The sequence below is a fragment of the Pseudomonas sp. 10B238 genome (assembly GCF_000970615.1).
GTDB lineage: Bacteria > Pseudomonadota > Gammaproteobacteria > Pseudomonadales > Pseudomonadaceae > Stutzerimonas.
The window spans coordinates 381,162-402,268 of sequence record NZ_KQ033927.1 but is presented as its reverse complement, the minus strand read 5'-3'; the positions used below and the strand labels follow the sequence as shown (position 1 = coordinate 402,268).

Sequence of the window (21,107 nt, the reverse complement as noted above, 5' to 3'; positions counted from 1 at the left end):
GAATGAGCGACGCTCAACGTGCCGATGCCCTGCTTGATGACGTGCCCCGCGAAGGACGCGGGCGGCTCAAGGTATTCCTCGGCGCGGCACCTGGCGTAGGCAAGACCTACGCGATGCTTCAGGCCGCACAGCGCCAGCGACAGCTAGGGCGCGATGTGCGGGTAGGGGTGGTCGAGACCCACGGTCGGGCGGAAACCGAGGCGATGCGGGTCGGATTGGCGGAACAGCCGATGCGCCGCAGCGAGTATCGAGGCGTGACACTGTTCGAAATGGACCTCGACGGCCTGCTGCAAGCGCAGCCAAGTCTTGCGCTGGTCGATGAGCTGGCGCACAGCAACGCGCCCGGCAGCCGGCATGCCAAACGCTGGCAGGATGTCCTTGAGCTGCTCGAAGCGGGTATCGATGTCTACACCACCGTCAACGTTCAGCACCTCGAGAGTCTCAACGACCAGGTGCGCGGTATAACCGGTGTGCAGGTCAGGGAAACGGTCCCGGACTGGGTGCTTCATCAAGCCGACGACATTCTGCTGATCGATCTGCCTCCGCGTGAGCTGTTGGAGCGCCTTCGTGAGGGTAAGGTTTACGTGCCGGAGCAGGCACGTGCCGCGATCGATGCCTTCTTCACTCAAACCAACCTGACCGCGCTCCGCGAACTGGCGATGCAGACCGCCGCGGCGCGAGTGGATGCAGACCTGTATCGACGCCACCGGTTGCAGGGCCAAACCGCTCCGGCAGTCCGTGGCCGCTTACTGGTAGGGATCGATGGTGATGCCTATGCGGAAGGGCTGGTCAGGCATGCAGCCCGGGTCGCTGAACGCCGGCATCTCCCATGGTCAGTGGTGCATGTCGACACCGGCGTGAGTCGAGGCGAGATTCAGCTGGGTTATCTCCAATCCGCCCAGCAACTGGCCGAGCGTCTTGGTGGAGAGGTTGTGGAGCTGCGTGACGAGCGGGTCGCGCGAACGCTTATCGAACATGCCGGCGAGCGTCGCGCCACCCTCGTGTTGGTAGGCAGCGGCCGCGTGCGTCGAGGTTGGACGTTCTCAATGCGCCGATCGGTAGCTGAGCAACTGATCAAGGGTGGGCGCGGACTGGAGATCAGTGTGCTTGGCCAAGAGCCTGCACTGGCGGCAACTCCCGTGAGAACCACCGCCACTCTGGATTGGCGTCAGTATCTGCTTGCTGCGCTGGCGACCTTGACCGCCACAGGCGTGGCACTGATGTTGTCCCGCTATCTCGCGTTGCCTAACATTTCGCTGGTATTTCTCGCGGCCGTGCTGGTGGTTGCCGTGCGCAGCAGTCTGGGCCCGGCACTGGCATGTGCGGGGCTGTCGTTTCTTCTTTACGATTTCCTGTTCATTCCGCCGACGTTCACGTTCATCGTCGCTCGTCAGGAGGACGTCCTGACGCTCCTGTTTTTCCTGTTGATGGCGGTGCTCGCGGGCAATCTTGCCAGCCGCCAACGGCGACAGCTTCAGGCGTTGCGTCAGACTCAGGCGGAGACCACCGCTTTGCTCGATCTCTCGCGGCAGTTGAGTGCTGCCACCGATGTTCAGGCCGTAGGCGCGGCCGCTGTTCGCCAGTTGCAACTGGTGGCGAAGCTGGAAGCCGTCATCGCGACGCGCGGCAAGCGGGGGAAGTGGATGTTCATCGGGTCTGAGCCGCTGCTGGACGAGCAGGAGCGGGGGGCTGCTGAATGGGCGTTCAAGCATGGTCAGCCAGCGGGGAAGGGAACGGATACCTTGCCGAGTGGGCAATGGTGGTGGTTGCCCTTGAGTGGCGATGGCCAGCCGCTGGGCTTGCTTGGCATTCGCCAGCTGGGCGCAGACCAGGCAGGGCTACAGAAGCGTCGCCTGATCGCTGCGCTCGCTCAACCCTTGGCGCAAGCACTGGGTCGCGCCACGCTGGCCCAAGAGTTGGAAGCGGCCCGACTGCACGGCCAGACAGAGGAGCTGCGCAGCGCATTGCTTGCTTCCGTGTCCCACGATCTGCGTACACCGCTTACAGCCATGCGTGGCTCTATCGACAGCCTGGCGAGCCTGGGGCACAGCATGAGCGAGGCGGATCGGCAGGAACTCCTTGAGGCGACGCGTGACGAAGCCGAGCGCCTTGACCGCTACATTCAAAATTTATTGGACATGACGCGCCTCGGTCACGGCGGCCTGAAGCTGATCCGTGACTGGACGACACCTGCCGACATCGTCGCCAGTGCGCTGCAACGCCTGCACCGTGTGCTAGCAGAGCTGCGGCTTGAGGTGCTGGTACCTGATGATCTGCCGCTTTTGTACGTCCACCCTGCATTGGTCGAGCAGGCGCTGGTTAATGTGCTGGAGAACGCGGCCCGTTTTTCTCCACCTCAAGGCAGGCTGCAGATTGCTGTCTCGACAGGAGCCGGCAGCCTGCGTTTCATCGTCAGCGATGAGGGTCCAGGCGTGCCCGAGGCCGAACGTGAACGCATTTTCGACATGTTCTATACCGCAGCGCGCGGTGATCGGGGCGGGCCGGGCACCGGACTCGGCCTCGCCATCTGCCAGGGCATGATCGGCGCGCATGGGGGGCGGGTGTTCGTTGGAGACGGGCTCGGCGGACGAGGCGCGAGCGTCACCCTGGAGCTTCCGCTACAGCCCCAGCCTGAGATGGAAAAGGACCTCACGTGAGTCAGCAAGCCAGCATATTGATCATCGATGACGAGCCGCAGATCCGGAAATTCCTTCGCATCAGCCTCGGCTCGCAGGGCTATCGCGTGAGCGAGAGTGGAGACGGTCAGGACGGTCTGGCCTCGGCAGCCTTGAACAAACCTGACCTGGTCGTGCTCGATCTAGGCCTCCCAGACATGGACGGGCAGACCGTGCTGCGCGAATTGCGCGAGTGGAGTCAGGTGCCGGTGATCGTACTGTCGGTACGGTCGAGCGAGACCGAGAAGGTCATGGCGCTTGATGGCGGAGCGAATGACTACGTGACCAAACCATTCGGCATCCAGGAGTTCCTCGCTCGGGTCCGTGCACTGCTGCGTCAGAACCAAGGGGCATCGAGCGGGCCGGCGCAGGCGATGTCTGGTCCGCTATGCATCGACTTCGCGTACCGACGGGTTAGCGTGGACGGGCAGGAGATCAGCCTGACACGCAAGGAGTATGCGGTACTGGCTGAGCTTGCCCAGCACACAGGCCGGGTCGTCACGCAGCAGCAGCTGCTCAAGGACATATGGGGCCCCAGCCACAGCGGCGATACCCATTACCTGCGCGTGGTCGTCGGGCATCTGCGGCGCAAGCTCGGGGATGACCCGTCCGCGCCGCGGTTCATCATTACCGAGGCGGGAGTGGGCTACCGTTTGGTCGCCGACTAGGCGTTCCGGGGCGCATCTGAGGCTCGTTGGCCTGGGTGTCGGTTCGCAGCGCGATTCTTTACCGGTCAGGCTGGCTGCATCCGCGGATGCCGGAAAAACCAAAACGCCAATGGCGTGGCGAGTGCGATGACTACCCAGCCGAGCAAACTGATTGCGACGGGCAGGCCATAGTGATCGGCGACCCAGCCGACACCGAGCAACGGCACGATGCTGCCAACGTAGCCGCACACCAGGTAGGTTGAAATCAGGCCCGAACGCTCGGCGGGGCTCGCGATACGGTTGACCATGCTGATGCCGGCCAACAGACACATGCCATGTCCCGCCGCTGCAGCGCAGACGCCGATGATGAACACCAGTGAAGAGCCAGCGGTAAAGTTGAGTACGAGCATCGCGTTGCTCAACACAACCGACAGCAGGCCGAGCAGGCCGCACCACCGCAGACTCATCCGGGCACAGGCCAACTGCATCATGGCCGAAGCCAGCAGAATGACCCCGATCGACGTGCCGCTCACTACCGGTCCATGCCAGGGCAGCATTTTTTCCAGGAACAGCGGCGCCATCGACGCGTAGATGCCGAACACCCCAAACGCAAAAAACGGACAGGCACACGTCAGCATGAACGCCAGCGAATCAGGGCGGGTGGCCCAGGTAAGCCGCGGGATGAAGGTACGCAAACCGAGCGGTGCAGCTGCGCTGAGTTCGGGATGCGGTTTGAGCTGCACGCGCAGCAAGGCATATACCCCCAGCACGCCGAGGATCAGCGTGGGCACGTAAGTGGCCGTCAGCGGAAACGGCAGCCATTGGCCAATGACGCCTCCGGTCAGCGGGCCGAGGCCGAAGCCAAATGCGAGCAGAAAGCTGGTGATCATCGATATCCGCTGGGATGCTCCGTCCCGGGAAATCTGTACCAGGCCGACCGACGCGCTGGTCACGATCAGGCTGGAAGAGAGGCCCACTGCAAAGCGACCGATGTTGAGGCTAGGCAGGTTCCACGCCAGCATCGTCACCAGGGTCCCGGCCCAGCCAAGCAGCAAGCCGGTGAGCATCACTTTGCGAAAGCCCAGGGTGTCTGACAGGCGGCCCATGAACAACAGCCCGAACAGCGCGCCCGCCATGTAGACGACATAGATCATTGAGATGTCGCTGGTACGAAGCTGCCACGCTTGTTGATACAGCGGATACAACGGAGAAATGAGCGCCGTACCCATGACACCGACGCACATGGCGAAGCACACCCAGGGAAACGGGGACCACGTTTGTTTCATTGAAAGAACCCAGCTTGACGAAAGAATGGCGTCATCAGTATTGCCTAGCGTGGCGGGGTGACGCCCTGGTCATTAGGTGCCTACTGTATCGGCTCGGCGTGATCTCCGCGCAGTCATTCGTTCCGTGATTAGCAACCCATTGGGTCAGGCGCGCAGACCCGCAGCCCTCTTGCGACAGACGGTACGGTGCTATTGCTAGCGCAAGCTCAGCTCGTCACCGCGTTCCTCCTGCCACTCGTCAAGGTTCGGAGCCGCCGCTTCGCCGTCCATGCGATGGATGATGTTGAAGTAATCCTGCTTGAACCTGTCCTGCATGATTTCGCTACGCGACCGGACCCGTACCGCATAGATGCTCTGTACGTTCTGATGGTCGAAGCTGCGCCAGTACTGTTCGTCCTTGAGCAGGCTGTAGCGGTGATCTTCCAGCGCCTTGATGATCTTTTCGCTGTGCAGGCTGCCAGTGCGGTTAGCGGCTGCGGCCCATTGCTGAACGATGGCGTAGGCCGAGGCGGCAGTACTGTCCGGGTAGCGCTGATGCTGAGCGATATAGGCATCGACGAATGCTTGGCCCTGTTCACTTTTAACCAGCGCAGGAACGCGCCAGGTCCAGGCTGCCGTGCCAATGACATGCTCCATCACCTGCGGCCCGGCCTGCTCGACGATGCTACCGGTCAGGTTGGGCACGATAATCTGCATCCGCTGGTCGAGCTTGAGGTCATGCGCCAGACGCATGGTCTGCACCAGATCCTGGCCGAGCAAGACGATGACCAATACATCCGCGTCGCTGGAGGCGGCTTTTTTCAGCGCGGCGAGGTACTCCTCATGGCGCGCACCCCTGGCGCTGATCCGCGAGAATCCGTGGCGTGCTCGGTCACGGCTGCGGGTGGCTTCGCGCAGTGCCTGCTCCATGCTGTGGCCCCAGTTGTCGTCGAGGCTGACGTAGTGGTAGCGGCGGTTCGGCAGGTGCCAGCTGAGGTACTCGCCAAGCACGCGCGCACTCATCCAGGCACTGTTGGTTTCACGAAACAGGTAACGCTGGCCGTCGTGTCCGGTGATTGCGTTGGCGTAACCCAGCGTGGGGAAGAACAGCAGGCCCAGCTCGCGGGCGCGCTGGCCGGCGGCTATGGCCTCCTCGCTGGTAGCGCCGCCGAATGCCATCGTGGCGCCCTCGGCCGCGAATTTTTCGATGTTGGCTCGCGCCTTCTCTTCGCGGGCGGCCGTGTTGCGGCTGATCAGCTCGAGCGGCCGGCCCAGTACGCCGCCCTGTCGATTGAGGGTCTCGATAGCGAGCAAGGCGCCGCGGCGAAGCTCCAGACCTTCGCTTTTGTAGTTACCGGTGCTTGGGTAATTCAAGCCCAGCCGAATCGGCTGGGCGGCGTTGGCAGTGGCGGCCAATACCAACAGGAAGCTGCAGATCATCAGGCGGCGCATGGCTCGTGTCCTTGTGAGCGGAGGGGCGTCCGTTGTAAGACTCGAGCGTTGCGCTAGGAATTGTCTTTTCGGGCACACCGGCTTCAACTTCGGTGCCGGTGCGGTAGCCCGGTTTGGCCATCATGGCGCAAGGATGACGGGCCCTTCGTGGAGTATTGCTACCAAGGGAGGAGGAAAATCGGTACTGCGTGTAATTGTTACAGGAGCGGCTAGATCCAAGAATCGCTACTAGACCGGGAAAACTTCCCGGCGACGATAACAATGAACCCGTAGAGGTAGCCGCAATGAAGCACACCGGTCTTCGCAAGCCCTTCGCCCTGACAGCGCTTTGCGCCGCCATGGCATTGTCCAGCGTGTCGGCATGGGCAGTCACCGATCAGGAAATCCTCGATGACGCCAAGTCCACCGATCAGATCGTTACTAACGGCCTGGGGCTGCAAGGCCAGCGCTACAGCACACTCGATGCACTGAACACTGAGAACGTCAGCCAGCTGCGCCCGGTTTGGGGTTTTTCCCTGGGGGGTGAAAAACAACGTGGCCAGGAAGCGCAGCCGCTGATTAAAGATGGTGTGATGTACGTCACCGGCTCCTACTCACGCGTATTTGCGATCGACGCCCGTACCGGCAAGGAACTGTGGCAGTACGACGCCCGCCTGCCGGATGGCATCATGCCTTGCTGTGACGTGATCAACCGTGGCGTGGCGCTGTATGACGACCTGGTGATCTTCGGCACGCTGGATGCCAAGCTGGTCGCGCTGAACAAGGACACCGGCAAGGTCGTCTGGAAAAAGACCGTGGCTGACTACAAGGCTGGCTACTCGATTTCTGCCGCGCCGATGGTGGTAAAAGGCAAGCTGATCACTGGCCTGGCCGGCGGTGAGTTCGGCGTAGTTGGCATGATCCAGGCGTTCGACCCTAAGAATGGCGAGTTGCTGTGGTCCCGTCCGACCGTCGAAGGTCACATGGGCTACGTGATGAAGGATGGCAAAAAGGTCGAAAACGGCATCTCTGGCGGCGAAGCCGGTAAAACCTGGCCGGGCGATCTTTGGAAGACCGGCGGTGCAGCGCCTTGGCTGGGTGGCTACTACGACGCAGACACCGATTCGCTGCTGTTCGGTACCGGCAACCCCTCACCGTGGAACTCGCACCTACGCCCAGGCGACAACCTGTATTCGTCTTCGCGTTTGGCATTGGACCCGGACGACGGCTCGATCAAGTGGCACTTCCAGTCGACGCCGCATGACGGCTGGGACTATGACGGTGTCAACGAGCTGATCTCCTTCGATTACCAGGACGGTGGTAAGACCATCAAGGCCGCTGGTACCGCGGACCGTAACGGCTTCTTCTACGTGCTCGATCGGACCAACGGCAAATTCATTCGCGGCTTCCCGTTCGTGGACAAGATCACCTGGGCCAAGGGTTTGGATAAGGATGGACGTCCGATCTATGACGACGCCAACCGTCCTGGCGCACCAGGCGATGCGGACAAGGGCAAGTCCGTGACTGTTGCGCCGTCTTTCCTCGGCGGTAAGAACTGGATGCCAATGGCGTACAGCCAGGACACCGGACTGTTCTACGTGCCGTCTAACGAATGGGCCATGGACATCTGGAACGAAGGCGTCGCCTACAAGAAAGGCGCGGCTTACCTGGGCGCTGGCTTCACTATCCACCCGCTGAACGAGGAATACATTGGCGTGCTTCGCGCCATTGACCCGAAAACCGGCAAGGAAGTCTGGCGTTACAAGAACTACGCGCCACTGTGGGGCGGCGTTCTGGCAACCAAGGGCAACCTGGTGTTCACCGGTAACCCGGAAGGCTTCCTGATGGCGTTCAACGCCAAGACGGGTGAGAAGGTCTACGAGTTCAACACCGGCTCCGGCGTGATCGGTTCTCCGGTTACCTGGGAAATGGATGGCGAACAGTACGTATCGGTCCTTTCTGGCTGGGGCGGTGCAGTTCCACTGTGGGGTGGCGAGGTTGCCAAGCGCATCAAAGACTTCAACCAGGGCGGCATGGTCTGGACCTTCAAACTGCCGAAGGAGCAGGTAGTCGCCAAGCGCTGATTAAGCACCAAGAAAACGAGGCCGGCTTATGCCGGCCTTTTTTATGGGAAATTTACGGGTATTGGGCGGCAGCGTTGATCCTCGAACAGCCAAGTTTCGCGGATGGCCAAGCTCCTGTGCGGCTTTGCTTAGCTCGGACTCATCCGCATAGCCGCCGAGCAAGCCAAGGCCCCTGACGCATCAGGGCTCCATGCACCTGGATAAGCTGAGCCCCTGCGTCGAGGCGCGCCTGGAGGTGGCCTGCGGTCTGTACTCCTCCGACCGAGATCAACGCCAGATCGGTGCCGCACAGGCGGTGCAGCTGTTCGATCTGCATGCAGGCTTGCATCTGTTGTCGGTCATCCTGCCAGGCGCGGTAACGCTGCCGTGTCGCTGGCGGCCCTGGGTCATGCGCAGCGATCAAGCCGTCGAAACCCAACTCCAGCAGCACTTCGGTTAGGTACTCAGGCACCTGTTCCGGCAGGCAACGCAACTTTGCGAGCAGGGGCACACTGCGATTTCCCGCTGTGTTCAGGGCGTGTTGCTGATGTCGCAACAACGAGAGCAGTCGGTGCAACCGATCAGGGTCTTCGACCAGCCGGACGCTGGCAGGGCCGATCAGATTGAGCACCAGATAGTCCGCCAGCGGCCAGGCAGTCTGTAGCAGGGCGCAGGTCTCAGTCCAAGATTGGCTGGCGTCCAGAGTCAGGCTCAGGCCTAGACGTGCTTGACCATCCTTTACAGGCGACAGCCTGGCGAAACCATCTGCCGTCAGGCTGCCAACTTCATTGAAACCAAAGCCCAGCAGCGCCGCGCGGCGACCGAGCCTGCTGTAACGGTCGAATCCTGCAGCGATACCTAACGGCGAGGGGAACGGCAGGCCCATTACCGTGACCGGTTGATTGGCTTGATAAGTCGAGAAGTGACACGCCAAGCAGCAAAGGTCCATCGCGAGCCTTTGCGCCAGACGGCTGCTGATTGCCCGGACACTGTTCGGCTTAGCCATGACGGCTCTCGAAATCACGCATGAAGGCGACCAGTCGATCCACGCCCGCCAGAGGCATGGCGTTGTAAAGACTGGCGCGGACGCCGCCGACATGGCTGTGTCCCTGCAGATGAAACAGGCCGTTGCGCTCTGCATCGGCAAGAAAGGGCTGGAGCAATCGCGCATCTGCCAGTTCAAAGCAGACATTGATGCTTGAGCGATCCGCAGCCTGTTGGCGGCAGCGGTAGAAGCTTCCAGCCTCAATGCAGCGGTATAACCGCTGACTCTTTTCGCGCGCATGTGCTTCCATTGCGGCGAGTCCGCCCTGAGCCTCGATCCAGCGCAGCATCAACGCAGCGACATACAGCGCGAAGGTCGGTGGCGTGTTGAAGCGGCTCTGTTGCTCGGCCTGTACCTTGAAGCTGAATACCGCTGGGAGGCCACGCTGCGGTGATCGCAAGAGATCCTCGCGCACGATCAGTAGACAGAGCCCGGCGATGCCGAAGTTCTTCTGAGCGCTGGCGTAGATCAGGCCGAAGCGCTCTACCGGAATGGGGCGGGTAAGAAAGTCCGACGTCATGTCAGCCACCAGCGGCACCGGCACATCGGGAAAATCGCGTAGCTGAAGACCGTTTCCGGTTTCGTTGCTAGTGATGTGGCAATAACCTGCGTGGGGATCGAGCTGCCAGCATTCCCGCTTCGGCAGGGCGCTGAAGCCATCTGCCGCACCGCTGGCGACGACATTGACCGGTGAATGTCGACGCGCCTCGACAATCGCTTTGCACGCCCAGTGGCCACTTTCGAGATAGTCGGCGCTCTGCCCGGGCTGCAACAGGTTGAGCGGCACCAGGCCGAACTGCGCCGAGGCGCCACCTTGAGCAAAGAGCACCCGATAGTTGTTAGGAACCGCCAGCAGCTTGCGTAAGTTCTGTTCGGTTTCGACCATCAGCTGCTTGAACGCGGGGCTGGTGAACGGTTGTTCAAGTAAGGAGAAGCCGCTGCGGTTCCAGTCCGGCAATTCGTTCTGAATCTGCGTTAGCACTGCACTCGGCAGCATTGCCGGGCCGGCGGCAAAACTGTAGCGCTCAGTCGGGTCAGAAGAGATGCAGGCCATGACCACCACTCGCCATGAGGAACAGCAGGGGAAAGGACAGGATGGTGTTGCTGCGCGACGAGAGGAAGGTTATTCGCGAGCAGCGCACGCGCTCTTCCAGAGTCGCCGGAACAAAGCCGAGCAGCTTCTTCTGATGCGGCCAGAGCACCAGCCAGAGGTTGAGCAGCATCAGCGTGCCAATCCAGGCGCCGAGGCCGATCACCGCCAGCGGACCCTGCAGCAGCAGCGCATCGACCAGCCAGCCGCGTTGCCAGAGCATGAACATGCCGGATATCCAGACCACCACAGAGGCATAGCGGAAGATGCCGTGCTCACGTTTCATCCGCGCTTCCAGATCGCGGTTCAACGTGGCGGTGTCGATGCCGTTCTGCAGCGGCACGAAGCGTGGGTTCTGGATGAAGTTGGTATAGTTGTGGCCGACCCAGACCAGCGCGAACAGCAGGTGCGCGTAGCGGGCCAGCAGATCGAGGATCGGCATCTGCATGCTCAGTTCACCAGCCAGAAACGCAGCAGCAAGTAGCAACCGAGCGTGAGTGCGAGGCCGGCGCTGACAGTGCCGCTGAACGAATCATGGGGCAGTTTCAAGTTCCACCCCCTGACTGGCCTGTCGGGCGATCAGCGTGCCTTGCGGGCGAGTGGCATCCTGCGCCAGTTCAACCGCCTGGCGAATCAGCTGATGATGTGGGGATTTACTGCAGGCCGGGTCGGTGTTGGCACCGTCGCCGGTCAGCAGCAGCGCCTGGCAGCGGCAGCCGCCGAAATCCTTTTCCTTATCGTCACAGCTGCGGCAGGGTTCTGGCATCCAGGTGTCGCCACGGTAGAGGTTGAACACCGGCGAGTCGTGCCAGATCTGCTCCAGTCGTTGCTGCCGCACGTTGGGGAAGGTGAGGTCTTTGAAGGCGCTGGCCTGGGAGCAGGGCAGCACGTTGCCGTTCGGCGCGATGGTGACGTGAATGGCGCCCCAGCCGTTCATGCACGCCTTGGGACGACCTTCGTAATAGTCAGGAATGACGAAGAAGATGGTCAGGCGATCACCGAAACGCTCGCGTGCCTTGTGCACCTCGTCTTCAGCTTTCTGCAGTTCGGCATGGGTCGGCATCAGTGCATCGCGGTTGAGCAGCGCCCAGTTGTAATACTGCACGTTCGCCAGTTCGAGGTACTCCACTCCCAGATCAACGGCGAACTCGATGATGTCCGGCACCTGAGCGATGTTTTGCCGGGTGATCGGTACGTTGAGCACCATGGGGAAGTCCATTGCCTTGATCAGCCGCGCCATGCGCAGTTTGCGCTCCCAGGCGTCGACACCGGCCAGTTCACGCGCCACGTCACGGTCGGTGGACTGAAAACCGAGCTGGATGTGCCGCAGCCCGCCATCCTTCAGGGCGCGTAGGCGCGCCTCGGTCAGGCCGATGCCGGAAGTGATCAGGTTGGTGTAGTAGCCCATGCGGTCAGCCTCGGCGACCAGCGTTTCGAGGTCCTTGCGCAGCGTGGCCTCGCCGCCGGAGAAGCCGATCTGCATCGCACCCATGGCGCGGGCCTGGGCCATTACATCGATCCACTCGGTGGTGCTCAGCTCGTCTTGGCGGTAATCGGCGAAGTTGCGTGGATTGCTGCAGAAAACGCATTGCAGCGGGCACTGATAGGTCAGCTCCAGCAGCAGCCAGACGGGGTTGCCGTTGCCATCAAGCCTTAGCGCGGATCCAGCCTTTGCCATGAGATACCTCCAGGAAATTCAGGACACCGTTACGGATCGCGTCGATATCGGATGCGTTGTAGCTTTGGGCCAATTGCTCGATTAGCTCAACGACACGGGTCTTGCCGTCGCAGCGCTTCAATATCTCTCCACCGGTGGCGTTCAGCTTGACGATGCCCTCGGGATAGAGCAGTACGTGCGCTTGCTGCGATTCTTCCCAGCGAAACAGAAAGGGCGGGCGGATCTCATAGCAGCTCAGCGGCGAAATACTTGTTGCGGTCATGTCCATTTCCTCGCTCGACCGGCGTGAAGGCGGTTGCGATCACGCCGGTGGGGGCTCAGCGCACGTAAACGTACGCGGTGACTTCAAAGCCCAGACGCAAGTCGCAGAAGTCCGGATCGATCCACTGCATGGCATATCTCCTTAAGCAAACGTTTTGGGAAAACCAATGTTGCGGCTCGAAGCTAAGGCGCTTTTGACGCTCGACTAATGAGACTTTCGGGCCGTTTTTCTGGGCATTTGGTCGCGTTTTTGTGGCATGAAAAAAACATTCGCTGGGCAGCGGACTGCCCTTGCGCATGGTCAATTGCATGTGAGCTGGGGCGGCCTAATCTGACGGTTTTTTTCAGGCGCATGGCGCGCCTTTTGGGGCGCTCAGATGCCTGTGGCGGCTGCGCACCGGTTTTGGCATCTACTACCAAATGAGGAGCGCATCTGTCCCTTGGGGGCATTCCGGGCAAGCGGTTTGGCTGCCTAAGATCGTTCCATGTCCTGTCCATGTCCGGTCAGGCTCCGACAAGCAGAAAAATTAGAGAGGCCGCTCATGATCTACGCCCAACCCGGTACGGAAGGCTCCGTCATTTCCTTCAAGCCACGCTATGGCAACTACATCGGCGGTGAGTTTGTCCCGCCGGTCAAGGGTGAGTATTTCGTCAACACCTCGCCGGTCAATGGTGAAGTCATCGCCGAATTCCCGCGCTCCGGGGTCGAGGATGTCGAGCATGCTCTGGATGCCGCCCATGCCGCCGCCGATGCCTGGGGCAAAACCTCGGTACAGAACCGCGCCCTGGTGCTGCTGAAAATCGCCGACCGTATCGAAGCCAACCTCGAACTGCTGGCCGTGGCCGAAACCTGGGACAACGGCAAGGCTGTGCGCGAAACCCTGAACGCCGACGTGCCCCTGGCCGCCGACCACTTCCGTTACTACGCCGGTTGCATCCGCGCCCAGGAAGGCAGCGCCGCCGAGATCGACGAACACACCGCCGCCTATCACTTCCATGAGCCCCTGGGTGTGGTCGGGCAGATCATTCCGTGGAACTTCCCGCTGCTGATGGCCGCCTGGAAACTCGCCCCGGCCCTGGCCGCCGGCAACTGCATCGTGCTCAAGCCGGCCGAGCAGACCCCGCTGTCGATCACCGTGCTGATGGAGGTGATCGGCGACCTGCTGCCGCCAGGCGTGCTCAACGTAGTGCAGGGCTACGGCCGCGAAGCCGGTGAGGCCCTGGCCACCAGCAAGCGTATCGCCAAGATCGCCTTTACCGGTTCCACCCCGGTCGGTTCGCACATCCTCAAGTGCGCCGCCGAGAACATCATCCCGTCGACCGTGGAGCTGGGCGGCAAGTCGCCGAACATCTTCTTTGAAGACATCATGAACGCCGAGCCGCAGTTCATCGAAAAAGCCGCCGAAGGCCTGGTACTGGCGTTCTTCAACCAGGGCGAAGTGTGCACCTGCCCATCCCGCGCCCTGGTGCAGGAGTCGATCTACGACGCCTTCATGGTCGAGGTGATGAAGAAGATCAAGGTGATCAAACGCGGCAACCCGCTGGACACCGAGACCATGGTCGGTGCCCAGGCCTCCGAGCAGCAGTACGACAAGATCCTCAGCTACCTGCAGATCGCCCAGGACGAAGGCGCCGAGCTGCTCACTGGCGGCGCGGCCGAGCGTCTGGAAGGTGATCTGGCCAGCGGTTACTACATCCAGCCGACCCTGCTCAAGGGCAACAACAAGATGCGCGTGTTCCAGGAAGAGATCTTCGGCCCGGTGGTCGGTATCACCACCTTCAAGGATGAAGCCGAAGCCCTGGCGATTGCCAACGACACCGAGTTCGGCCTGGGTGCCGGCCTGTGGACCCGCGACATCAACCGCGCCTACCGCATGGGCCGGGCGATCAAGGCTGGTCGCGTATGGACCAACTGCTACCACCTGTACCCGGCGCATGCTGCATTCGGTGGCTACAAGAAGTCCGGTGTCGGTCGCGAAACGCACAAGATGATGCTCGATCACTACCAGCAGACCAAGAACCTGCTGATCAGCTACGACATCAACCCGCTGGGCTTCTTCTAAGCCCGGTACTGACTCGTAGGACCCGGCGCGTTCGCTCCAGCGCGCCGGCTGACTTGCTCGCACGCTATCAGTGCGGGGATCACTGACCGACCGGGTTCGGGCGGTGGTCCATCAACGCAACGCGGCCCCAAAGGCCGCGTTTTTTTATGCGTGGCTAAAGCCCAGCGATCGCACGCAGCGAACTCCAACGCCCGTTGCACCTCAGATTCAGCACGACCCATGTTTCATGAGGACTTGCTGATGCCCCAATTGCTCGAACCCGTCCAGCTGAATCAGCTGCGCCTACGCAACCGCGCCGTGCTGGCTCCGATGACTCGCGTCAGCGCCGAGCCGGAAGGGCAACCCAACGAACTGATGCGCGACTATTACCAGGCATTCGCAGAGGGCGGCTTCGGCATGTTGATTACCGAAGGCACCTATACGGACACCGCCTACAGCCAGGGATATTTGAACCAGCCGGGCCTGGCCACCGAGGTTCAGCGTGACAGCTGGGTGCCGATCGTCAGCGCGGTACACCAGGCGGGAGCGGCGATCATCGCTCAGCTGATGCATGGCGGCGCGCAGGCTCAAGGCAATATCCACCACGCCCGCCACGTCGCGCCGTCGGCCGTTCAGCCGGGCGGGCGACAGTTAAGCTTCTACGGCGGCGAAGGTCCGTATGCGACACCCGCAGAGATGACCGAAGCGGAAATCCATGAAGCGATTGCCGGCTTCGTCCAGGCTGCGAAACATGCGCGTGACGCCGGTTTCGATGGGGTGGAGTTGCATGGCGCCAATGGCTACCTGCTGCACGAATTCATGACCGCCGAGTTCAATCAGCGCACCGACCGCTGGGGCGGTGACTACAAGGCCAGACTGGCCCTGCCGCTGGAAGTCATCCGTGCGGTACGCGAGGCGGTCGGGGCGGGGTTCGTCGTCGGTATGCGGCTGTCGCAAAGCATGGTCACGGACAGCCAGCTTAAATGGGACGGTGGGGTTGAAGCGGCGCGCTATCGTTTCGCCACGCTAGCCTCCGCGGGGCTCGACTACATCCACGTGACCGAAGGCGACATAAGTGCACCGGCGTTCGAGGAAGGCGAAAGCCTGGCGGCAATCGCCAAAGGTGCCGTCGAGATTCCGATCATCGGCAATGGCGCCATCGGCACGGGCGAACAGGCGCAGCAATTGCTCGACGCCGGCGTGCTGGATTTCCTGGCGATCGGCAAGGCGGCGCTGGCGAACCATGATTGGCCGTTGCGGGTACAGGAAAAGGCACCCCTGAGCGCATTCGACTACGAGATGTTCTCGCCAATGGCGACCATCACCAACGAACTGGCCTGGCGGGGCACCCATGGTCGTTCCGCCGTGCGCCGCTGAATGCACGTGTCATCTCGCGTTGCTTGAAAACCGGCGACAGCCAAGGCACTACCAATGCAGAGCGCTGTCTCCTTCCAAAGTACCATTCCGCTTTTGACGGGGTAGGGTGCTTAATGAGTTGTCGGAATACTTCCGTCATCACAAAAGAGAGGAATCAGCCATGTGGACTAAACCTGCTTTTACCGACCTGCGCATTGGTTTCGAAGTCACCATGTACTTCGCCAATCGCTGATTGATCGGCCCCGGCCCTGGTCGGGGCTCCGTTTTTTTGGGAGCTGCCCATGTTCATCCAGATTTTAGGTTCGGCTGCTGGCGGCGGCTTTCCTCAGTGGAACTGTAATTGCGTCAACTGTGCCGGGCTGCGCAACGGTAGCTTGCGTGCCAAAGCCCGCACTCAATCGTCGATTGCAATCAGTGATGACGGCGAGAACTGGATTCTCTGCAACGCCTCGCCGGACATTCGCGCTCAGCTTGAGTCCTTCCCTAAGCTACAACCAGCTCGCGGCCCCCGAGACACCGCCATTGGCGCGATCATCCTGCTCGACAGTCAGATCGATCACACCACCGGCCTGCTGACGCTGCGTGAGGGCTGCCCACACGAAGTCTGGTGCACCGAGATGGTTCATCAGGATCTGAGCACCGGCTTTCCGCTGTTCAAGATGCTTGAACATTGGAACGGCGGTCTGCGCTGGAATCCGATCGCGTTGGAAGGCAGTTTCACCATCGCGACCTGCCCAAACCTCAACATCACCCCGATCCCGCTGCGCAGTTCAGCGCCGCCGTATTCGCCGCACCGCAACGACCCGCATCCCGGCGACAACATCGGCCTGTTGATCGAAGACCGTAAAACCGGCGGCACGCTGTTTTATGCGCCGGGTCTGGGCCAGGTCAGCCCTGAACTGCTGGAACTGATGCGCGGTGCCGATTGCCTTCTCGTCGACGGCACCCTGTGGCGCGATGACGAAATGCGCGTGCGCGAAGTCGGCACCAAACTGGGCAGCGAAATGGGCCACCTTCATCAGAGCGGCCCAGGCGGCATGATCGAGGTGCTCGACGGCATGCCGGCTGCGCGCAAGATTCTCATCCATATCAACAACACCAATCCGATCCTCGACGAGGACTCAGCCGAACGGGCGGTGCTCGACGAGCACGGGATTGAAGTCTCGTTCGATGGCATGAGTATCGAGCTGTAGGGTAGAACGACCCGCAGCTCACCAAATCAGTGGCTGAAGGCGCTCAACTGTGCCTGGAGGAACAGCCCGCACAACCCGTAAGGAAGTTCTTATGACCCTGCCAGCCATGACTCCGTCCGAGTTCGAAGCAGCGCTACGCGCCAAGGGCGACTACTACCACATCCATCATCCCTTCCATCGCGCCATGTACGAAGGCCGCTCGACCCGCGAGCAGATTCAGGGCTGGGTCGCGAACCGCTTCTACTATCAGGTCTGCATTCCGGTGAAGGATGCAGCGATCATGGCTAACTGCCCGGATCGCGATACCCGCCGCGAATGGGTCCAGCGGATCATTGACCACGATGGCAGCCCAGGCGAGGAGGGGGGTATCGAAGCCTGGCTGCGCCTGGCTGAATCCGTGGGCCTGGACCGTGAGCAGGTGTTGTCCCAGGAGTTGGTGCTGCCGGGCGTGCGCTTCGCCGTAGACGCCTATGTCAATTTCGCCCGCCGCGCCGTCTGGCAGGAGGCGGCCAGCAGCTCGCTCACCGAGCTGTTCGCCCCGACCATCCATCAGTCGCGTTTGGACGCCTGGCCCCAGCACTACAGCTGGATAGATGCACCCGGTTACGACTACTTCCGCAAACGCCTGAAGGAAGCACGCCGCGACGTCGAGCATGGCCTGCGGATCACGCTGGAACACTACAAGACGCGCGATGCTCAGGAGCGCATGCTGAACATTCTTCAATTCAAACTCGATGTCTTGTGGAGCATGCTAGATGCCATGAGCATGGCCTATGAGCTGGATCGTCCGCCATACCACACGGTGACGAGCGAGCGTGTCTGGCACAAGGGCATCACGTTCTGACTGCTTGACTGAGCGACCTGTGATCGATTGGCCGCAGCCCTCGCATATAAGCTGTAGGGTGGGCTTCAGCCCACCAGCCCTTACCGATGATGTTTTCACTGGCGAGACAGAGGACCATGAGCGATATCCAACTGACCCAGATCCCGGTTTTTCGCCGCGGTTTCCGCTTCCAATGGGAACCGGCGCAGAACTGCCATGTGCTGCTGTATCCCGAGGGCATGATCAAGCTGAACGAGAGCGCATCAGCGGTCCTGGGCGAAGTGGATGGCACCCGGAGTGTCGGCGCAATTGTCGCCATCCTGCAGAGCCGCTTCCCCGATGCCGAGGGCATCGAGGAAGACATCGTTGCATTTCTGGAGGTCGCCGTTGAACGGTTCTGGATCGAGCTTCGCTAAACCAGGTTTCGAGCCCGGCCCGCCGCTGTGGCTGCTGGCGGAGCTGACCTATCGCTGCCCACTGCAATGCCCGTATTGCTCCAATCCGCTGGATTTCGCTCGCAGCCACGATGAGCTGAGCACTGCCGAGTGGATCGAGGTGTTCCGCCAGGCGCGCGAGATGGGCGCAGCGCAACTGGGGTTCTCCGGTGGCGAACCCTTGGTCCGTCAGGATCTTGCCGAGCTGATCAAGGCGGCACGGGACCTGGGCTATTACACCAACCTGATCACCTCAGGCATCGGCCTCACCGAGGAGAAGATCGCCTCGTTCGCCGACGCTGGGCTCGACCACATACAGATCAGTTTTCAGGCCGCTGACGAGGAAGTGAACAACTTGCTCGCCGGGTCGAAAAAGGCGTTCGCCCAGAAGCTTGCCATGGCGCGGGCGGTCAAGGCGCACGGCTATCCGATGGTGCTTAACTTTGTCACCCATCGGCACAACATCGACAACATCGACCGCATCATCCAGCTCTGCCTGGAACTCGAAGCTGACTTCGTCGAGCTCGCGACCTGTCAGTTCTATGGCTGGGCCGAGCTCAACCGCGCCGGGCTGTTACCTAGCAAGGAACAACTGGTACGTGCCGAGCGGATCACCAATGAATGGCGTGACAAGCTCGCTGCCGAGAATCACCCCTGCAAGCTGATCTTCGTCACGCCCGATTATTACGAAGAGCGTCCCAAGGGCTGCATGAACGGCTGGGGCAATCTGTTTCTCGACATCACCCCGGACGGCACGGCGCTGCCTTGCCACAGCGCACGCCAACTGCCCATCACCTTTCCCAACGTGCTTGAGCAAAGCATCGAGCAGATATGGAAGCACTCGATGGGCTTCAACAAGTTTCGCGGCTTCGACTGGATGCCCGAGCCGTGCCAATCCTGCGATGAAAAGGAAAAAGACTTCGGCGGCTGCCGCTGCCAGGCCTTCATGCTCACCGGCGACGCCGCCAATGCGGATCCGGTATGCAGCAAATCCGCGCACCATGACAAGATTCTCGCTGCACGCATCGAGGCCGAGCAGGCCCCGCGCGGGCTGGATGAGCTGACTTTCCGTAACGAGAAGGCGTCCAAGCTGATTCTCAAGGTATAGGTCCGTTTGGGGCATGCCTGACCGACCGGAACCGATCGATATGACCAAAACCGAAACGTCGTATGGCTTCTGGAGCAGCGACTGGACCGCCGAAAAAGCCGCCTCGGCCAGCCGCGACTTCGCAGAGCTGCGTGCCGGACATGGCGGCTTGTTCTGGATTCAGTACGATCCCGCCGATGCGCGTTGCACCCTCTGGCACTGGCGCGACGGCACGGCGCAGTGCCTGACACCGGCTGAGTTTTCCCTGCGCAGTCGGGTATACGAATACGGTGGTGGTGCACTTTGCCTGACCGATGAAGGCGTTGCTTTCGTCAATGAAAGCGACCAGCAAATCTATCTGCAACCGCTTGCCGGTACGAGGGCTGGCCAGCCGGTGGCGCTCACCTCGCGCCCTCGCTGCCGTTATGGCGACCTGCAATACGATCACCGCCGAGGTGCAATCGTCGCGGTGGAGGAAACCCACCATGACAAGAGCGTCGTGCATCGACTGGTGAGCGTTTCGCTTGTGGGCGAGCACAAACTGCTTGCCGAAGGCGCTGACTTCTATGCTGCGCCAACACTGGATGCCGCTGGCGAGCGTTTGGCCTGGATTCAGTGGCATCGCCCCGAGCAGCCCTGGACGGCCACCAGCCTCTGGATGGCCAACTACCTGCCTGACGGGCGGCTCGATCAGCCGGTGTGTCTAGCAGGCGCCGAGGGTACGGAATCGCTGCAACAGCCTCGCTTCGCCGGGGACGGCACGCTGTTTTGCCTGACCGACCGCGCCGGTTGGTGGCAACCCTGGCAGAGCCAGGGCGATTCAATGGTGCCGGTGGATCGCTTTGTCCGCCATCGCTTCGACCACGCTCCCGCGCCTTGGCAATTAGCGACCGTAAGCTACCTGCCACTCACCGAGGGTGCTTGGTTGTCGACCCGACTGGTGGACGGGTACGGCTTGCTGTTCGAGCATGACACGGAGGGCAACGAGCGACAGCTCGCGTCCGAGTACAGCCGTTGTCGCCAGTTGGCCGTGGATGACCACCATTACTATTGCCTTGCCGGAGCGCCGGACCGGGTGCCCGCCGTACTGGCAATCAACCGTCTCAACGGCGAGACCACGATACTGGCCGGCGGCGAGCAACCATTGCCGGCTGAGCAGCTGTCTCGTGCACAACCGTTCAGTTTTTCCACCGGGCAGGAGGAAGTCGCGCACGCTTTCTTCTATCCGCCGTGTAATGCGGACCACCGCGGCTTGCCCGGGGAGAAGCCACCGCTGGTTGTGTTCATGCATGGCGGGCCGACCTCGGCCAGCTATCCGGTCTTCGATCCGCGCATTCAGTACTGGACCCAACGCGGTTTCGCCGTCGCCGACATCAATTACCGTGGCAGCAGCGGGTTTGGGCGTGCCTACCGGCAGCGCTTGCGCGGCAACTGGGGTGTGGTGGAAGTCGAGGATGCCTGCGCGGCGGTGCAGTCGTTGGCCGTGCGCGGTCAGATCGATCCGGCGCAGACCTTCATTCGTGGCTCCAGCGCCGGCGGCTATAGCGCACTCTGCGCATTGGTCGCCGATGCCGGATTTACAGGCGGCGCCAGCCTGTACGGGGTCAGCGACCCACTGGCGTTGCGTCGGGTCACCCACAAATTCGAGGCGGACTACCTGGATTGGCTGATCGGAGATCCGGTGCGCGACGCCCAGCGGTACCGGGAACGCACGCCGCTAAACAACGCGGCACAGATTCGGGTTCCGATGATCTTCCTGCAAGGCGGTCAGGACGTTGTGGTGCTTCCCGAGCAGACCGAGTCAATGGTTGCAGCGCTGCGCGAGCAGGGCCTGCGGGTGGAATATTGCCTCTATCCAGACGAGCGCCACGGCTTTCGCCAGGCAAGCAATCTGTCCGATGCGCTGCAGCGCGAATGTCACTTCTATCAGGGCCTGCTTGCCTGATCGAAAGACCGTGCCCGCTGCATGGTCGAGACATGCGCCTTTTTGTTGATT

Annotated in this window: 19 protein-coding genes; 11 read left to right on the top strand and 8 right to left on the bottom strand. The window is 61.4% G+C overall.

Annotated elements, in window-relative coordinates:
- The first annotated feature begins 2 nt into the window (after positions 1–2).
- Both RT21_RS01725 and RT21_RS01720 read left to right on the top strand, forming a co-directional pair.
- Entirely contained in the window at positions 3–2,657 is a 2,655-nt protein-coding gene (locus RT21_RS01725) for a sensor histidine kinase (RefSeq protein ID WP_046161330.1), read from the top strand.
- Complete coding sequence (locus RT21_RS01720) at positions 2,654–3,343, top strand: response regulator (protein WP_046161329.1); 690 nt, start codon at positions 2,654–2,656, stop codon at positions 3,341–3,343. Before RT21_RS01725 ends, RT21_RS01720 begins: the two co-directional genes overlap by 4 nt.
- A gap of 65 nt (positions 3,344–3,408) precedes the next feature.
- Here the strand turns inward: RT21_RS01720 and RT21_RS01715 are convergent, their stop codons facing one another.
- Both RT21_RS01715 and RT21_RS01710 read right to left on the bottom strand, forming a co-directional pair.
- Positions 3,409–4,608, bottom strand: coding sequence for an MFS transporter (locus RT21_RS01715; RefSeq protein WP_052724710.1), 1,200 nt, complete (start codon positions 4,606–4,608; stop codon positions 3,409–3,411).
- 195 nt (positions 4,609–4,803) lie between these two features.
- Positions 4,804–6,039, bottom strand: coding sequence for an ABC transporter substrate-binding protein (locus RT21_RS01710; RefSeq protein ID WP_046161327.1), 1,236 nt, complete (start codon positions 6,037–6,039; stop codon positions 4,804–4,806).
- A gap of 284 nt (positions 6,040–6,323) precedes the next feature.
- Here RT21_RS01710 and RT21_RS01705 point away from each other — a divergent pair, with 284 nt between their 5' ends.
- Complete coding sequence (locus RT21_RS01705; RefSeq protein WP_046161326.1) at positions 6,324–8,102, top strand: PQQ-dependent methanol/ethanol family dehydrogenase; 1,779 nt, start codon at positions 6,324–6,326, stop codon at positions 8,100–8,102.
- A gap of 139 nt (positions 8,103–8,241) precedes the next feature.
- Here the strand turns inward: RT21_RS01705 and RT21_RS01700 are convergent, their stop codons facing one another.
- The 6 genes from RT21_RS01700 to pqqA (RT21_RS23900) all read right to left on the bottom strand — a co-directional run bounded on the left by RT21_RS01700 (position 8,242) and on the right by pqqA (RT21_RS23900) (position 12,466).
- Positions 8,242–9,087: a dihydroorotate dehydrogenase gene (locus tag RT21_RS01700; RefSeq protein ID WP_046161325.1), complete on the bottom strand. Its 846-nt coding sequence runs from the start codon at positions 9,085–9,087 to the stop codon at positions 8,242–8,244.
- A complete protein-coding gene (gene serC / locus RT21_RS01695; RefSeq protein WP_046161324.1) occupies positions 9,080–10,180 on the bottom strand; it encodes a 3-phosphoserine/phosphohydroxythreonine transaminase in 1,101 nt (366 codons plus the stop codon). Before serC ends, RT21_RS01700 begins: the two co-directional genes overlap by 8 nt.
- Positions 10,161–10,664 carry a urate hydroxylase PuuD gene (locus tag RT21_RS01690; protein WP_046161323.1) on the bottom strand — a complete coding sequence of 168 codons (504 nt, stop codon included), beginning with the start codon at positions 10,662–10,664 and terminating at the stop codon, positions 10,161–10,163. Before RT21_RS01690 ends, serC begins: the two co-directional genes overlap by 20 nt.
- Before the next feature lie 84 nt (positions 10,665–10,748).
- Positions 10,749–11,894, bottom strand: coding sequence for a pyrroloquinoline quinone biosynthesis protein PqqE (gene pqqE / locus RT21_RS01685; RefSeq protein ID WP_046161322.1), 1,146 nt, complete (start codon positions 11,892–11,894; stop codon positions 10,749–10,751).
- The gene (gene pqqD, locus RT21_RS01680) at positions 11,863–12,156 is read right to left on the bottom strand and encodes a pyrroloquinoline quinone biosynthesis peptide chaperone PqqD (protein ID WP_046161321.1); all 294 of its coding nucleotides are present in this window, start codon (positions 12,154–12,156) and stop codon (positions 11,863–11,865) included. The genes pqqE (RT21_RS01685) and pqqD (RT21_RS01680) overlap by 32 nt, the downstream gene beginning before the upstream one ends.
- Before the next feature lie 55 nt (positions 12,157–12,211).
- The gene (gene pqqA, locus RT21_RS23900; protein ID WP_196766699.1) at positions 12,212–12,466 is read right to left on the bottom strand and encodes a pyrroloquinoline quinone precursor peptide PqqA; all 255 of its coding nucleotides are present in this window, start codon (positions 12,464–12,466) and stop codon (positions 12,212–12,214) included.
- Positions 12,467–12,697: 231 nt separating this feature from the next.
- Between pqqA (RT21_RS23900) and RT21_RS01675 the strand changes: the two genes are divergently transcribed.
- The 8 genes from RT21_RS01675 to RT21_RS01645 all read left to right on the top strand — a co-directional run bounded on the left by RT21_RS01675 (position 12,698) and on the right by RT21_RS01645 (position 21,056).
- Positions 12,698–14,218, top strand: a complete 1,521-nt coding sequence (locus RT21_RS01675) for an acetaldehyde dehydrogenase ExaC (RefSeq protein ID WP_045427207.1) — start codon at positions 12,698–12,700, stop codon at positions 14,216–14,218.
- Between the two features lie 240 nt (positions 14,219–14,458).
- Entirely contained in the window at positions 14,459–15,574 is a 1,116-nt protein-coding gene (locus RT21_RS01670) for an oxidoreductase (protein WP_046161320.1), read from the top strand.
- A gap of 160 nt (positions 15,575–15,734) precedes the next feature.
- A complete protein-coding gene (gene pqqA / locus RT21_RS23130) occupies positions 15,735–15,806 on the top strand; it encodes a pyrroloquinoline quinone precursor peptide PqqA (protein ID WP_003253598.1) in 72 nt (23 codons plus the stop codon).
- Between the two features lie 49 nt (positions 15,807–15,855).
- On the top strand, positions 15,856–16,767 hold the full coding sequence (gene pqqB, locus RT21_RS01665) for a pyrroloquinoline quinone biosynthesis protein PqqB (RefSeq protein WP_046161319.1): 912 nt from the start codon (positions 15,856–15,858) through the stop codon (positions 16,765–16,767).
- 91 nt (positions 16,768–16,858) lie between these two features.
- Positions 16,859–17,611, top strand: a complete 753-nt coding sequence (gene pqqC, locus RT21_RS01660) for a pyrroloquinoline-quinone synthase PqqC (protein ID WP_046161318.1) — start codon at positions 16,859–16,861, stop codon at positions 17,609–17,611.
- A 116-nt stretch (positions 17,612–17,727) separates the two neighbouring features.
- On the top strand, positions 17,728–18,006 hold the full coding sequence (pqqD, locus tag RT21_RS01655; RefSeq protein ID WP_046161317.1) for a pyrroloquinoline quinone biosynthesis peptide chaperone PqqD: 279 nt from the start codon (positions 17,728–17,730) through the stop codon (positions 18,004–18,006).
- Positions 17,978–19,132 carry a pyrroloquinoline quinone biosynthesis protein PqqE gene (pqqE, locus tag RT21_RS01650; RefSeq protein WP_046161316.1) on the top strand — a complete coding sequence of 385 codons (1,155 nt, stop codon included), beginning with the start codon at positions 17,978–17,980 and terminating at the stop codon, positions 19,130–19,132. The genes pqqD (RT21_RS01655) and pqqE (RT21_RS01650) overlap by 29 nt, the downstream gene beginning before the upstream one ends.
- A 40-nt stretch (positions 19,133–19,172) precedes the next feature.
- Positions 19,173–21,056, top strand: a complete 1,884-nt coding sequence (locus RT21_RS01645; RefSeq protein ID WP_046161315.1) for an alpha/beta hydrolase family protein — start codon at positions 19,173–19,175, stop codon at positions 21,054–21,056.
- Positions 21,057–21,107: the final 51 nt, after the last annotated feature.

Bases quoted from the DNA above. Each gene is read 5' to 3' on its own strand.
- pqqE (WP_046161322.1), bottom strand. From the start codon at position 11,894: ATGGCAAAGGCTGGATCCGCGCTAAGGCTTGATGGCAACGGCAACCCC.
- pqqA (WP_196766699.1), bottom strand. From the start codon at position 12,466: ATGCAATTGACCATGCGCAAGGGCAGTCCGCTGCCCAGCGAATGTTTT.
- pqqD (WP_046161321.1), bottom strand. From the start codon at position 12,156: ATGACCGCAACAAGTATTTCGCCGCTGAGCTGCTATGAGATCCGCCCG.
- pqqB (WP_046161319.1), top strand. From the start codon at position 15,856: ATGTTCATCCAGATTTTAGGTTCGGCTGCTGGCGGCGGCTTTCCTCAG.
- serC (WP_046161324.1), bottom strand. From the start codon at position 10,180: ATGGCCTGCATCTCTTCTGACCCGACTGAGCGCTACAGTTTTGCCGCC.
- RT21_RS01670 (WP_046161320.1), top strand. From the start codon at position 14,459: ATGCCCCAATTGCTCGAACCCGTCCAGCTGAATCAGCTGCGCCTACGC.
- RT21_RS01710 (WP_046161327.1), bottom strand. From the start codon at position 6,039: ATGCGCCGCCTGATGATCTGCAGCTTCCTGTTGGTATTGGCCGCCACT.
- pqqD (WP_046161317.1), top strand. From the start codon at position 17,728: ATGAGCGATATCCAACTGACCCAGATCCCGGTTTTTCGCCGCGGTTTC.
- RT21_RS01700 (WP_046161325.1), bottom strand. From the start codon at position 9,087: ATGGCTAAGCCGAACAGTGTCCGGGCAATCAGCAGCCGTCTGGCGCAA.
- RT21_RS01725 (WP_046161330.1), top strand. From the start codon at position 3: ATGAGCGACGCTCAACGTGCCGATGCCCTGCTTGATGACGTGCCCCGC.
- RT21_RS01705 (WP_046161326.1), top strand. From the start codon at position 6,324: ATGAAGCACACCGGTCTTCGCAAGCCCTTCGCCCTGACAGCGCTTTGC.
- RT21_RS01675 (WP_045427207.1), top strand. From the start codon at position 12,698: ATGATCTACGCCCAACCCGGTACGGAAGGCTCCGTCATTTCCTTCAAG.
- pqqC (WP_046161318.1), top strand. From the start codon at position 16,859: ATGACCCTGCCAGCCATGACTCCGTCCGAGTTCGAAGCAGCGCTACGC.
- RT21_RS01715 (WP_052724710.1), bottom strand. From the start codon at position 4,608: ATGAAACAAACGTGGTCCCCGTTTCCCTGGGTGTGCTTCGCCATGTGC.
- RT21_RS01690 (WP_046161323.1), bottom strand. From the start codon at position 10,664: ATGCAGATGCCGATCCTCGATCTGCTGGCCCGCTACGCGCACCTGCTG.
- RT21_RS01645 (WP_046161315.1), top strand. From the start codon at position 19,173: ATGACCAAAACCGAAACGTCGTATGGCTTCTGGAGCAGCGACTGGACC.